Genomic DNA, 12,844 nt, shown 5'->3' with positions numbered 1-12,844 from the left:
GGGGGCCGGCATGGTGTGCCGGCCCCCGGGCCCTCTTGCGCGTCGGCGTGGCAGCGCCCGGCTGCCGGTTCCCCCGGGCCCTGGTTTCGCCGCGTGCCGGAGTCGGACGCGGATCGGCACGGCATCGTGCGAGCGGCGTCTAATCTGATGCGCTAGGGCCGGGCCTGATGGGCTGGGCGCGCTCGACCCCACGCCTGGCCGCTTCGCAGAATTGTCGGAGGCGGCCACTAGGATGAAGGCTCGGAGACGAGGGGAGCCTAATGAAGTACGTGTGGGGATTCCTGGCGGCCGTTTTTGTGGCAGTGGGCGCGCTGACGTTGCGGCCGGACCTGCTGCCGGGTGCCGAAAATTGGGTGCTTGACACGCCGATGGCGCAGGTCATGGCTTTGCGGGTGTGGCTGGCAATTGTGTTCTTCGGTGTGGCGATCTTCCTCTTTAGTTTTGCGGGCATCCGGCGCAGGCTAGTGGACTCGGGGCGGATTGCGCTGGCCACGGCCGTAGCGTACCTGGTGATGGCGATCTTCCATGGGGGCACGGTGTATGCGCGGGGGATTGAGTCGCCGGAGCAGTTGAAACCGGACCGCGGGGTCACGGTGGCAGGCGCGGGTAATGGCGAGGTCACGGTGCTGTCGTTCAATACGCTCGGCGGGTCGGTGGATATGGAGGATCTGGCCGCGTCGGTGGTGAGGAACGGCGTGGATGTGCTCGTGTTGACGGAGACGGCCACGGCACGCGGCGAGGAGCTCGTGGGGCTACTGGCCGAGCGTGGGCTGGACTTCCATCAGTTCGACACGGGCACTGACCGCTACGCCACGGAGTTTGAGTCCACGCTGGTGCTTATTTCCGACTCGCTCGGGGAGTACGCGCAGGTGGAGCCGGAGGGGTTGCCGGGTTCGACAGTCATGGTGGTGCCGGCAAACGGGCAGGGGCCCAAGATTATCGGCGTGCACCCGTTTGCTCCCGTCCTCGCGCATATGGGCCGCTGGAAGTCCGATATTTCCGCGATTTACAGCCAGTGTGCTAGCGGTCCGGTGATCATGGCTGGTGACTTCAATTCGACCGTGGATCATCAGATGACGCTCGGGGCGGACTGCGCCGACGCCCGCATCGAGGCAGGCGCCGGCGGTCTTGGCACGTGGCCGTCCAACCTGCCCGCGCTACTGACCACGCCGATTGATCGCGTGGTCACCGACGGCAGCTACCGCGGGGTGGAGGCCGTAGGCGTGCCCGCCGGCGGCAGCGATCATCGCGGGATCATCGTGCGGTTGGCGCCGGCTGGGGACTAGGCGCGGATTCAGCGCACCGCATATCGGGCGGCCGGGGAGGGTCGGCGTCGTTATGCTGGAGAAAAACTAACGAAGGGGGAACCATGGGTTTCTTGAGGACTGTGACCGTGGGCGCGATCGCGTACGTGCTGGGCGCGCGGGCGGGCCGTGAGCGCTACGAGCAAATTAAGACTGGGACGAAGCGCGTGTGGGATTCGAACGTGGTGCGTGATGGTCGCTCGAAGGTCCGCCACCAGGCGGCCGACACGTTCCAACAGGCGCAGAACCTCGCCTCGGAGAAGCTGCACGAGGCCACCGACGCGGTGAAGGAGAAGGTCCGCCAGGACGATCCGCGCGTCGAGGACGAGATCACGGTGGAGGCCGTTAAGGTCGACCCCCAGTAGCCGGCGACGGCGGCCAGGCGTTGAGCCCCGGCAGGCAGAGCCCGGCCGCCAGACTTCGCGCACGAGCCGACTAGGCGCCGCGGCCTAGGCCGGTCAAAACGTGAGCCAGCCCACCCACGTCGTGATGATCGGGGTAAGCTGGGGGAAACCGACGGAGGTGCCCCATGGACTATGTGCTCACTGATTTGATGGTCGACCGCGGGCGCGGGGCGCTCCTGGCCTCCGCGTGCGGAGACGCGCTCGGCGTGCCGTACGAATTCACGCGCGGAACGGATGACCCGCAGATGCTCGGCGGCGGGCTCGGCCCGTACGAACCGGCCGAATGGAGCGACGACACGCAGATGGCGATCTGCATCGCGTCCGTGGCGGACTCCGGGCTCAGCCTCACGTCGGACCGGGCTCACGACGAGATTGGCCAGAACTTCATCAACTGGATGCACGATGGCGCCACTGACATCGGCATCCAAACCCGCGCGGTGTTGCTTAATGCGTCGCGGTTGACGGGCGACGTGTCTGACCGGCTGCGGCAGGCCGCGCGCGAGTACTCGGCGAACACTGAGCGGGCGGCGGGCAACGCAGCGCTCGGTAGGATCGCGCCGATTGGGATCGCATTCCTGTGGGACCGCGACGCCACCGCGCGGGCGGCTCGCAGCATCGCATCCCTCACGCACGACGACCGCGAGGTCGAGGAGGCGTGCGTGCTGTGGGCTGAGGCGATGCGCGTGGCCGTGATCGACGGGGTGCTCGACGTGCGGGCGGGCATGGACCTGCTACTCGCCGAGTCGCGCCCGAAGTGGGAGGACTGGATTACCGACGCCGAATCGGGGCTGGTCAACCCGCGGACGAATAGCTCGGCGGTGTCGGCGTTGCAGTGCGCGTGGTTCGCCGTGAAGGCCACCCAGGACTACTTCGGGGAGGCCGCGATGTACGACGGGCTGCGCCGGGCGGTCAAGCTGGGCGGGGATACGGACACGGTGGCGGCTATTGTGGGTGCGCTGCTTGGCGCCCGATGGGGCGAAAGCGCGATCCCAGCGGCCTGGAAGGAATCGGTGCACGGCTGGCCCGGCATGAGCAGCGGCCAGCTCGCCGACATGGGCGAACGGATCGTGCGCAACTCCCAGCCGCGGGGTTTCTAGCCGGGCGGCTGGGCGGCTCGGGCGGGCGCTCCCGGGCGGGCGTGCCCCGCCAGGCTGAACCGCACCCGCGCCCTTCGCGGGACGATTTCAGCCGTATCTACGCATATACGAAGATACGGCTCATTTCGTCCCGTCAAGGGACGGCCTGCGCGTGTCACCTACCGGAAGCGCTCCACCTGACCCAGCAGCGCGTACCCGTCTTCGCCGCGAATGATGGGGACGCCGTCGTCCTCAAGGTCCGACTCCTCGCGGTGCAATGCCGTGGCCTCCGTGGTGCCGTGGGAGAGCACCTGCTCCACGGGGTTGAGCGTGCGTAGCGCGATACCGCGAACGCGGCGCGGGTAGGCGCGGGCGAGCTCGTCGTAGATGAGGGGGTCGTGCTGACCGTCGTCGCCCACCAAGTACCACGAGATGTTGGGGAACATGATGAGCAAGTTGCGCAGCTGGGTTTTCTTGTGTTCCTGGCCGGAGCGGAACAGGCCGGTGGGGGTGGGGCCCCAGTCGGTGAGGAGCATCGGGCCGATCGGCAACGCGTTGTGCTGGATGAAACTCAGCATCGTCGAGTAGACGTTCCACGCGCCGGTGGACAGGTAGAAGACGGGCGCGTCCGGCGTCGGCTCGAGGAGGGCGTGGTAGAAGTCGGCCATGCCGGGCACGGGCTGGCGCATGTCCGTGTGCAGGACGAAGGAGTTGTAGGCCGCGAGCATCGAGCGGGGTAGCCAGGTGACGACGATCGTGTCGTCGATGTCTGAGATCAGGCCGGTGGTGACCTGGTTCGCCACGATCATCACCGGCGCCGTGATCGGCTCGCCCGCGGCCGGGGTCAGGGTGGCTTCGTGCCAGCCGGGGGCGAGGCCGTGATCTTCGATGAGGAGGTCGACGTAGCCGGAGCGGTCCGTGCGCGTCTTAATCGTGCGGTTGCCAAGCTGCACCGTGACCGGGAGGAAGCCCACCTGCGTGGTGAAAAACTGGCGCCACCCGCGCTGGGCCTTCTCCGCGTTCTGCGTGGCGAGTTTCGCCAGGCCGGACATTTGCGGGGAGGTCAGCGAGTGCATCGACTTCGGCAGGAAGGGAAGCTTGAAGGGCTGGGAGTCGTTGGGGTCGGCCATCGTAGCGCGGGCTAGCACCTTCGCCGCGTGCACCGAGCCCCAGCCGGCGTAGCCGGTCAGCCGCGGCTCCCATCCGCGCTCGCGCAAGCGCACGGTGTTGCGCCTGTTCGCGCCGTCTTCAAAGTTGCGGACCACATCAGCCAGAGCCATAGCTCCAGCCTACAAGGGTCGGGCTGGCAGTGCGAGGGCGGCGGCAATGCGAGGGCGGGGTGCCCGACAGAAGTCGTGAATATACCGGCTGGCGATTGCTATGTGGGCGAGGTCGCTTTCAGGTTCACGAGTTGTGTCGGCGCCGCTGGGAACCAGGGCTGGGGACGCGGATTATCGGCGCCCGGCGCGGCCCACCCGCCTACGCCTGGGCGAACACGGTCGATTCGTACCTATACAAATCTGCTCGATAGATATGGAACCCCCACTCGATGATGTGCCCGCTGGGGTCGAAGGCGGTGCGGTCGATGGTGAGGACGGGGTCGCGCAGGGAGATGGCAAGCAGTTTGGCCTCGCGCCGGTCGGGGCGTTCGGCGCCGACAGACTGCGTGGTCGACGTCGGCTCCACCCCCGCTTCGCGCAGCAGCTCGTACAACCCGTGATCCTCGAGCTTTTCCCGCGGCGGGGTGATCTTGGCGGGCAGCCAGTTGTAAAGGATCGCCACGGGCACGCCGTCGCGCTTGCGTAGCCGCTCCAGCTCCACGACCGGCGTGTCGATCGGTATGCCCAGCTGTTCGGCGATGGCGTCGGTGGCGCGGCGGTGGTTGTAGTTGAGGATTTCGGTGGTGGAGGCGTGCCCGGTCGCCTTGATCTCCTCGTGCAGGGACGGCAGGCGCATGAGCTGCCGCTTCGGCTGCGGGGCCACCACGGTCCCCACCCCACGACGCCGCAGCAGGAACCCCGCATCCACCAGGGTCTGGAGCGCCTGGCGGGTGGTCGGCCGCGAGACGTTCAGCCTCCGCGACATCGACACCTCATTTTCAATCCTCGTCCCCGGCAGTAGGTGCCCCTCGAGGATCGCGCGCTTGATCGGTGCGGAAATCTGGGCGTGGAGCGGCTGGCTGGAGGTTCGGTCAAGCACGACGGTGGGCTCCCACCTCACGCCCGACGTCCGGCTGCTCGCCTCCAGGCTGCCGACGCCGCCCTGCCCCGCGGAGCCTGCGCCGCCCGCGCCCCGGCCCGCCGATCCTACGCCGGCCGCACCTGCCCGGTCCGAGCTCGCAACCACCGAGCCATCCGCGCCCGCCGCCCGCGCCTCGGCGCGCTCTGCGTCAGTCATCTGAGCTCCTCCCTGCGATGTGTCTCTCAGCCCATTCTAGCCGCACGGCGAGACGCTCCTAGAAAACGGCTTTGTCATGACATAGAGTAGACTATGTTCGTGAATGAGCCGCGCTCCGGCGCGCCTTAACCCGTATGATTCCATACAAATGTGGTGTTGAGGCACCTCCGCTTCGCAGCTCGCCTAAGTTGGGATGTGTTATATGCTTCTCGAAGCGCGCTCGATCTCGAAGCGCTACCCGGGGGTGCAGGCGTTGGACGGCGTGGACTTTTCGCTCCGCGCGGGCCAGATCCACGCGCTCGTGGGCGAAAACGGTGCGGGTAAGTCCACGCTGATGAAGATCCTCGGCGGCATCGAGCACGCCGACGCCGGTCAGGTGCTGCTCGACGGCCAGCCGGTCTCGATCGCCGGCCCGCTGGACGCCCAGCGCCGCGGCATCGCGCTCATCCACCAAGAGCTCAACCTGATGGCTGACCTGAGCGTCGCCCAGAACATTTACTTTGGCCGCGAGCCGCGCCGGGGTCCCTTCATCGACGACGCCGCTATGGCGGCCGGCGCCCGCGGCATCCTGCTAAGGGTGGGTCTGGACATCGACCCCACGATCCGGCTCGGCACCCTGACGGTCGCGGGCCAGCAGATGGTGGAGATCGCGAAGGCGTTGTCGATGGACGCCCGGATCCTCATCATGGACGAGCCCACCGCCGCGCTGTCGGAGCACGAGGTCACCCAGCTTTACGCCATCGTGCGCGAGTTCATCGCGGGCGGCGACCGCGCCGTCATCTACATTTCGCACCGCTTGGAGGAGATCCAGGAGCTGTGCACGCAGGTCACGGTGTTGCGCGATGGCGTCATCGTCGCCTCCCACCCCACCGCGGACCTCACGCGTGAGGACATGATTGCCCTCATGGTCGGCCGCGTCATTGATACCTCCCACCGCCCGGACCCCCACCCGGGTGGCGAGCCGAAGTTGGAGGTGCGTAACCTGTCGGCTGGTTTCGTGCGTGACGTGTCCTTCACTGTCCGTGCGGGCGAGATCTTCGGCCTGGCCGGCCTGGTGGGGGCGGGCCGGACGGAAACCGCGCGGGCGATCGTCGGGGCGGACGGCAAGGAGGCGGGCGACGTCGTCGTCGCCGGAAAGGCCCTGCTCGCCACCACGGTGGAGGAGGCCGTGCGTGGAGGGATCGGCTACCTGTCGGAGGACCGCAAGCATTACGGGCTGCTGCTTGAGCAGTCGCTGACGCAGAATGTGGCGTTGCCCTCGCTGGCGCGGTGGTCGCGGCACGGGGTGGTGGATGACTCGTTCGCTGGTGAGGTGGCCGAGCGCTCGGTGGATGACCTGGCGATTGCCACGCCGTCGGTGGAACAGAAGGTCAAGGCGCTCTCGGGCGGGAATCAGCAGAAGGTGGTCATCGCCAAGTGGGTGGCCCGCGACTGCGACGTCCTCATTTTCGACGAGCCCACCCGCGGCGTGGACGTGGGTGCGAAGGATGACATTTATCGGCTGATGGAGTCGCTGGCGGGGGAGGGGAAAGCCATCGTGGTCATCTCCTCTGAGATCGCCGAGCTGCAGCGCGTGGCGCACCGGATTGGCGTCATGTGCCAGGGCCGGCTGACCGGGGTCCTCGACAACGCCGAGGCCACGCAGGAGAACATCATGGATTTGGCAACGCGTTTCGTTGCGGCAGAAGGAGAAGCATGAACGGCAAGGTCGAATCGGCTGTGAGGCCCGACGACGACGGGCGCACGGCCCGCGCTGCCAGCGCGGCTGGTGCTGGCGCGGGTAGCGCCGGGGACGTGGGCGCGGCTGGCACGGGCGGCGTCGTGCACGCCGGCGAGCGCGGCGGGATCAAGGTGCGGGAGCGTCGGAAGGTCGGCGGCGGGTTGCTCGGCCGGCTGTATGCGAAGCACCCGGCGCAGGTGCTGATCGTGGTGTCGGAGCTGGTGCTCGTGGCGGTTTTCGCGGTGGCGAGCCCGTACTTTCTGGACCTGGGCAACATGTCGGCGCTGCTGCTGGACGCGTCGGTGTACATCCTGCTGGCGCTCGGGCTCACGTTCGTGATTGCCACCGGCGGCATCGACCTCACCCCCGGATTCGGCATGGCGTTCACCGGCGTGATCGCGGCGCTCGCGATGACGAAGGTGGGCGGGCCGATGGGGCTGGCTATTGCGGCCGGCGTCCTCGCAGGAATCTTGGCTGGGCTGGTGCTCGGCGTCGTGAACGGCTTCCTTGTGGCGAAGCTGAACATGCAGCCGATGGTGGCCACGCTGGCGATGATGCTGGTGGCGTGGGGTGCGGCGCTGTCGATTACGGGGACGTCGTCGATCCCGCTCAACGATTTTGGGCCGTTCTTGGCGCTCGGCAACGGCAAGACCTTCGGGCTGACGAACGCGATTTACCTGTGCATCTTGGCGGCCGTGGTGGCGCACTTCCTGCTCAAGCACACGCTGATCGGGCGGTATGCGCTGGCGATGGGCTCAAACGAAGAGGCCACCGAGCTGTCCGGCGTCAACGTCCAGCGCTGGAAGTGGCGCGTGTATGCGCTGGCCGGCACGTTCACGGGCCTGGCGGGGGTGCTGATGGCATCGAGGTTGGCGTCGGGCAAGCCGGACGTGGGCCAGTCGTATGAGATGTATGCGATCGCGGCGGCCGTCCTGGGTGGGGCGTCGCTGCGCGGCGGCAACGCCTCCGTGTTCGGATCGGTGGTGGGCGCGATCCTCATCGCGACCATCCGCAACGGCGCCGTCCACCTCGGCATGTCCGACCAAAACCAGAAGATCGTGCTCGGCATCATCGTGCTCATCGCGGTGTTTGTGGACGTGCGGAGGAAGCCGAAGGCGGCGGCATGAGAACGTTGAAAGGAATTATGTGCCGGGGTGGCGTGGTGGGCGCGCCGCAGGCGGGACCCGCGGCGCGCCCGTCCGGCCAACGCCAACACCGGGGCCAGCGGCCGCGCGTGAGCCGCCACCCCCGCCGGCCCTGGATCGTCAGCGCGCTCGCGGCCCTCACCACCGGGGCGGCCCTCACCCTGGGGCTGACCGGGTGTGCGGGCCTGGGCGAACGCGTGTCGGGGTCGAACGGGCGGATGGATATCGCTGTGGTCGCCAAGGGGTACGCGAGTCCGTTCTGGGCCGCCGTCAAGGTCGGCACGATGGCCGCCGGGCAGGACCTGGGGGTGAACGTGACGTTCTCCGGGCCGGACACGGAGTCGGACGTGGTGCGGCAGGTGGACCAGATCAACCTCGCCCACGTCCAACACCCTGACGCGTTCGTGTTCGCCGCTCTCGACTCCTCCGCGTCCGTCATCGCGTTGCAACAGTTCGTGGACTCGGGCATCCCCGTCATCGCGTTCGACTCCGGCGTGCCCGGCTCCGATATCCCCGTCTCCACCGTGGCCACCGACAACCGCGCCGCCGCCGCCGAGGCCGCCAAACACATGGCCGAGCTGCTCGGCGGGGAGGGCAAGGTGGCGGTGCTCGCCCAGTCCTCGACGTCTGTCACCGGCACTGACCGACGCGATGGCTTCATCGGCTGGCTCGCCGCCAACGCCCCCGGCGTCGATGTGGTGGACGTCCAGTACAACGATTCCGACCAGGCCAAAGCCGAACAGCAAGCCGCCGCGATCCTCCAGGCTCACCCCGATCTCGCCGGTATGTTCGCAACCGACGACGACGGCGCCGTTGCCGCCGCGCAAACCGTGCGCCGCACCGAGCGTGACGTGCAGGTGATCGGGTTCGACTCCGGTGCGGTGCAGATCGGGCTCATCCGCAAGGGTGTGATGGCTGGGGCCGTCACGCAGAACCCGTATCAGATGGGGTACATCGCGGTGGAGAAGGCGGTGGCCGCCGCCAAGGGTGAGGAGGTCGAGCCCGAGATCGACTCCGGCTTCTACTGGTACGACGCCACTAACCTCGACGACCCCGACATCCAGAAGGCGGTCTACGACTAGCGGGGTGCGGGGCAGCTAGCCGGCGGTGCCGGGCGGCCGGCTGCTAGTCGCCGGCGTAGGCGGCCGCCACGGCCGCCGGGTCCGGGATTGTCGGCCAGTCAGTGGGGCCAGCACCGAGGCGGGCGGATTTTTGCGGGACGATTTCGACCTCATCTACGTATATACGAAGATACGGCCCAAATCGTCCCGTGAATTCCGGTTCGCGGCCGAGGCTCGGCTCGCCTGGCCCCGCCGTGTCGGTGGGGAGGGCCCAGCGCAGTTGGCCCGACCCGGCCCATTCCCGCAGGTCAGCACGGGTGGGCGCCGCCGCCGATCCCCCAAGCCGCTGCACGGTCCACCCCGCCACCACCTGGCCGAGCACCACGGCCTCGAGTAGTTTGGCCCCGCGGGCGAGTGCACGCACGAGCCCGGCGGTGAAGGAGTCGCCCGCGCCGGTGGTGTCTTTTGCCTCCACGTCGATCGCCGGTAGCTCGATGACGAGCGCGCCCGGCCCACCGGCGCTAGCCCCAGCCGGGCCACCCAGCGCATGATCCCTTGTCAGCACGCACGTGGGCCGGCTGGCGATCACTACCCCGTCCCCGCCGCAGGTCACGACCACGGTGGGCACCAGCTCCAGCAACCGCCGGGCGGCTTCCCGCACGTTCCCCGCCCGCGTGTAGGCGAGGGCTTCGGCGGCGTTGGGGACGAAGATGTCGGCTTGAGCCAGCGGGTCGAGGTCGGCGCGATCCCAGCGCCCGGTGGGGTCCCAAGCCGTGTCTGCCACGACCACGGTCCCGGCGCCCCGTAGCTGCTTCAGGCATTCGAGGTTCCGCGCCAGGTAGTCCACCGACGCCACCACGAACCCCGGCGCCGCATCCGCCAGGCCGGCCGGCAGGTCGGGGTAGGCGCCGTCCCCGTACGTGGTGAACGCCCGGTCGCCGTCCAGCACCTGCGCCACGGTCACGGATTGCGTCCCCCCGCGCGTGGAGCCCGCCAGGCCCACGCCTTCCTCGGCGAGCACCTCGGCCACCCAGCGCCCGGCCCTATCCGCGCCGACATTTGTCACTACGTCCACGTTCAGGCCGAGCCGTGCGCACGCGATCGCCTGGTTCGCCACGCCGCCAGCCATGACGGCGCCGCCCGCGACCCACTGCTCTTCGCCGGGCCGCGGGGCGTGCTCGAGCCCGAACTGCACGACGTCCAAAAACAGCGGCCCCGCCGCCACCACATTAGCTACAACCTCAGCCTTTTCACCCATACCCCCAGCCTACCCGCGCCCTCCGACAATCGCCGCGCCCTGCCAAATGTGGGTCAAATCTTGGCGTGTAGTAGGCGAGAACAAGACCATTGCTCTCTTTTGAAAACCTTGTAGCGGCGAAACCTCCGGTGCTACGCTATAAGCACTAAGTCATTGGTATCAGTGCAACGGTGCGTTGGAGATCAGTCGAGTTCATTTGTAGCTCCCGTTACGGTTCAGCCGTCAATGTCGTCATCGTCGATTGTACGTCGAGGCTTAGCAAGCCTCGCTATTGTTATGCTTCTTGCGCCAACAACCGCAGTAGCTCATGCGCATGCAACCTCTGAAAGTGCGGAGATTTCAGCAAGCGCTCACTCAGTCGAGCTCACCGAAGAGGAGAGAGCTTCCCTTATCGGCGAGTTTGCGTCCTACGGCGTCAACGAGGAAGTAGCTGCTGGGCTACTAGATAAGCTCCAACAAGGGTATCTCTTGGACTCTATGAAGCCTGACGCTGTTCCCGTATCCAGTGTGGAAAGTGTTCATGGAACAGAAATTGAGGTAATCGAACGGAATACGGGCGTGGAAGTACATGGGCAGAGAGAAGCACCAGCGTGACTCGGCTAGAAAAAGTCATCAAGACCAGATGAGTCACCAAGTTGACGGCTGAAGACCGTTGAGGAGCAGAAAAGTGGGCTGTCTCTATGGGTAGCCCTGCGCCTTTGAGGCAACACGGCGACGTGCCCGGCGTCTTCTACCAAGGTGGAATGCGCCGGGCACACGCATGGTGAAGCCGTACTTCTTGATCAAGCCGTTGAAATTGTAGCTAAAGGCTGAGGCGGGGATCTTCTTCGTCCTTGGTGACTGTCCTGTTGTGGGGATGCGGACGGCAGGGACTCACGAGTCGCTGCGTCCACAGCGCTCGACGCCTCCTCGCTGACAACGCTCTTCTGGCCCGCAAAGAACCCTCGGGATCGGCCTCCAGGGCGGTTACCTCGAACCGCCCACCGTGCCATTGGCCCTGGTAGCTCGCTAGGCTTGGATCCGAAAGGAAGGCATCATGAAACTGACGTTGATCGGCGGGGGCGGCTTCCGCGTCCCGCACGTGGCATCCGTGTTCCAGGAGGACTCTCCGGTGCACCTGGACGAGCTATGCCTGTACGACATCGACCCCGCCCGCCTTGCCATTATGCGCAACGTCCTGGTCCAGCTGGGACTGGCGGAGGCGATCGGGTCCGTGACCACGACGACGTCGCTATCGGATGCCGTCCGCGGCGCGGACTACGTCTTTTCCGCGATGCGCGTCTCAGGGGCATGCGGGCGCGTGATCGATGAGCGGGAGGCGCTGTGCCGCGGCGTACTCGGCCAGGAGACGGTGGGAGTCGCCGGCTACGCCTACGCGTTCCGTCAAATCCCGGAGGCCCTCCGCCTCGCCCGCGCGGTCGCCGAGCTCGCGCCCAGCGCCTGGGTCCTGAACTTCACGAACCCGGCTGGTGTCATCACGCAGGCGATGCGGACGATTTACCCGCGCGTTGTGAGTATTTGTGACACCCCGATCGGGCTGGTGCGCCGGGCAATTCACGTGCTTGGCCTGGAGGAATCCACGACCACCTACGACTACGTCGGCCTCAACCACCTCGGCTGGCTGCGCTCGATGACGTCGAATGGCGTTGACCACCTGCCACGCCTCCTAGCAGACGATTCTCTTCTGGCCCGGATGGAGGAAATCCAGGTCATCGGCGCGGACTGGATTCGTGCGCTTGGGCACATGCCCAACGAGTACCTGTATTACTACTACAAGAATCGGGAAATCGTGCAGCGTTTGCGCCACGGTCAGACTCGTGGCGAGTTCCTCGTTAAGCAGCAGGGGCGCTTCTACGAGTCAGCGGAGGCGAATCCGGGCCGGGCGGGCGAGGTGTGGCGTGCCGCCGACGCCGAGCGTGACGCTACGTACATGGCCGAGGCGCGCGAGGCGGGTGAGGGACGTCCCGAGGAGGGGATCGACATCGGCGGCTATCCGCGCGTCGCTCTGGAGTTGATGAACGCGCTGAGCAACGGCGCGACCTCCCAGTTCCAGATGATCCTTGGCGTGGGTAATTCCGACGACGAGTCCGGCCGGGGGTTGCTCGTGCCCGAGCTTCGGGCCGACGCCGTGGTAGAGGTTCCGTGTGTCGTGGATGCGAACGGTATTCACCCCCGGCGTCCGGAGCCGGTGACGGGGCCCGAACTTGGGTTGATGACCTCGGTGAAGGCGTGCGAGGAGTTGGTCATCGAGGCTGCGCTCAAGGGGGATCGGGAGATCGCGTGGAAGGCGTTGGCCAGTCACCCGCTTGTTGACTCGATCGATGTGGCTCGTGAGGTCCTGGATGCCTACATCGCGCGCAACCCCGATGTGGCCCGCGTGTTCGCCCAGGGGTGACGCACGCAGAAAGCGGGAAATAGTGCTGGATTAGTGTTGCATGTGCAAAGGGGGCGCCGGCCGGCCCCCGCGGGGGCCGGCCGG

At 67.1% G+C, this 12,844-nt stretch carries 10 protein-coding genes; 7 read left to right on the top strand and 3 right to left on the bottom strand.

Annotated features, from left to right (window positions below):
- Positions 1 to 260: 260 nt before the first annotated feature.
- The 3 genes from HMPREF3167_RS06135 to HMPREF3167_RS06125 all read left to right on the top strand — a co-directional run bounded on the left by HMPREF3167_RS06135 (position 261) and on the right by HMPREF3167_RS06125 (position 2,805).
- Positions 261 to 1,286, top strand: coding sequence for an endonuclease/exonuclease/phosphatase family protein (locus tag HMPREF3167_RS06135; RefSeq protein WP_070446080.1), 1,026 nt, complete (start codon positions 261 to 263; stop codon positions 1,284 to 1,286).
- 83 nt (positions 1,287 to 1,369) lie between these two features.
- Positions 1,370 to 1,669 carry a hypothetical protein gene (locus HMPREF3167_RS06130; RefSeq protein WP_143602064.1) on the top strand — a complete coding sequence of 100 codons (300 nt, stop codon included), beginning with the start codon at positions 1,370 to 1,372 and terminating at the stop codon, positions 1,667 to 1,669.
- Between the two features lie 173 nt (positions 1,670 to 1,842).
- Positions 1,843 to 2,805, top strand: a complete 963-nt coding sequence (locus HMPREF3167_RS06125; RefSeq protein WP_160326859.1) for an ADP-ribosylglycohydrolase family protein — start codon at positions 1,843 to 1,845, stop codon at positions 2,803 to 2,805.
- A 158-nt stretch (positions 2,806 to 2,963) separates the two neighbouring features.
- On the opposite strand, the gene HMPREF3167_RS06120 is transcribed toward HMPREF3167_RS06125, so the two are convergent.
- Both HMPREF3167_RS06120 and HMPREF3167_RS06115 read right to left on the bottom strand, forming a co-directional pair.
- On the bottom strand, positions 2,964 to 4,064 hold the full coding sequence (locus HMPREF3167_RS06120; RefSeq protein WP_062612752.1) for an App1 family protein: 1,101 nt from the start codon (positions 4,062 to 4,064) through the stop codon (positions 2,964 to 2,966).
- 199 nt (positions 4,065 to 4,263) lie between these two features.
- A complete protein-coding gene (locus HMPREF3167_RS06115; protein ID WP_062612750.1) occupies positions 4,264 to 5,181 on the bottom strand; it encodes a GntR family transcriptional regulator in 918 nt (305 codons plus the stop codon).
- A gap of 202 nt (positions 5,182 to 5,383) precedes the next feature.
- Between HMPREF3167_RS06115 and HMPREF3167_RS06110 the strand changes: the two genes are divergently transcribed.
- From HMPREF3167_RS06110 to HMPREF3167_RS06100, 3 genes are read left to right on the top strand one after another with little or no spacing between them, the layout of a single operon-like run.
- Positions 5,384 to 6,880: a sugar ABC transporter ATP-binding protein gene (locus HMPREF3167_RS06110; RefSeq protein ID WP_201783136.1), complete on the top strand. Its 1,497-nt coding sequence runs from the start codon at positions 5,384 to 5,386 to the stop codon at positions 6,878 to 6,880.
- A complete protein-coding gene (locus HMPREF3167_RS06105; RefSeq protein WP_062612746.1) occupies positions 6,877 to 8,028 on the top strand; it encodes an ABC transporter permease in 1,152 nt (383 codons plus the stop codon). Before HMPREF3167_RS06110 ends, HMPREF3167_RS06105 begins: the two co-directional genes overlap by 4 nt.
- Positions 8,025 to 9,128: an ABC transporter substrate-binding protein gene (locus HMPREF3167_RS06100; RefSeq protein WP_201783135.1), complete on the top strand. Its 1,104-nt coding sequence runs from the start codon at positions 8,025 to 8,027 to the stop codon at positions 9,126 to 9,128. The genes HMPREF3167_RS06105 and HMPREF3167_RS06100 overlap by 4 nt, the downstream gene beginning before the upstream one ends.
- A 43-nt stretch (positions 9,129 to 9,171) precedes the next feature.
- On the opposite strand, the gene HMPREF3167_RS06095 is transcribed toward HMPREF3167_RS06100, so the two are convergent.
- Positions 9,172 to 10,365, bottom strand: coding sequence for a carbohydrate kinase family protein (locus HMPREF3167_RS06095; RefSeq protein WP_062612743.1), 1,194 nt, complete (start codon positions 10,363 to 10,365; stop codon positions 9,172 to 9,174).
- A gap of 1,036 nt (positions 10,366 to 11,401) precedes the next feature.
- On the opposite strand from HMPREF3167_RS06095, the gene HMPREF3167_RS06090 reads away from it, so the two are divergent.
- Complete coding sequence (locus HMPREF3167_RS06090; protein ID WP_070446074.1) at positions 11,402 to 12,760, top strand: family 4 glycosyl hydrolase; 1,359 nt, start codon at positions 11,402 to 11,404, stop codon at positions 12,758 to 12,760.
- Positions 12,761 to 12,844: the final 84 nt, after the last annotated feature.

The organism is Trueperella sp. HMSC08B05 (assembly GCF_001808405.1).
In the GTDB taxonomy this organism is placed as follows: domain Bacteria; phylum Actinomycetota; class Actinomycetes; order Actinomycetales; family Actinomycetaceae; genus Trueperella; species Trueperella bernardiae.
This window is presented reverse-complemented; position numbering and strand designations above follow the sequence as displayed.

Coding starts and splice junctions, on each gene's coding strand:
- HMPREF3167_RS06135 (WP_070446080.1), top strand. CDS start 261: ATGAAGTACGTGTGGGGATTCCTGGCGGCCGTTTTTGTGGCAGTGGGC.
- HMPREF3167_RS06095 (WP_062612743.1), bottom strand. CDS start 10,365: ATGGGTGAAAAGGCTGAGGTTGTAGCTAATGTGGTGGCGGCGGGGCCG.
- HMPREF3167_RS06100 (WP_201783135.1), top strand. CDS start 8,025: ATGAGAACGTTGAAAGGAATTATGTGCCGGGGTGGCGTGGTGGGCGCG.
- HMPREF3167_RS06110 (WP_201783136.1), top strand. CDS start 5,384: ATGCTTCTCGAAGCGCGCTCGATCTCGAAGCGCTACCCGGGGGTGCAG.
- HMPREF3167_RS06090 (WP_070446074.1), top strand. CDS start 11,402: ATGAAACTGACGTTGATCGGCGGGGGCGGCTTCCGCGTCCCGCACGTG.
- HMPREF3167_RS06115 (WP_062612750.1), bottom strand. CDS start 5,181: ATGACTGACGCAGAGCGCGCCGAGGCGCGGGCGGCGGGCGCGGATGGC.
- HMPREF3167_RS06105 (WP_062612746.1), top strand. CDS start 6,877: ATGAACGGCAAGGTCGAATCGGCTGTGAGGCCCGACGACGACGGGCGC.
- HMPREF3167_RS06130 (WP_143602064.1), top strand. CDS start 1,370: ATGGGTTTCTTGAGGACTGTGACCGTGGGCGCGATCGCGTACGTGCTG.
- HMPREF3167_RS06120 (WP_062612752.1), bottom strand. CDS start 4,064: ATGGCTCTGGCTGATGTGGTCCGCAACTTTGAAGACGGCGCGAACAGG.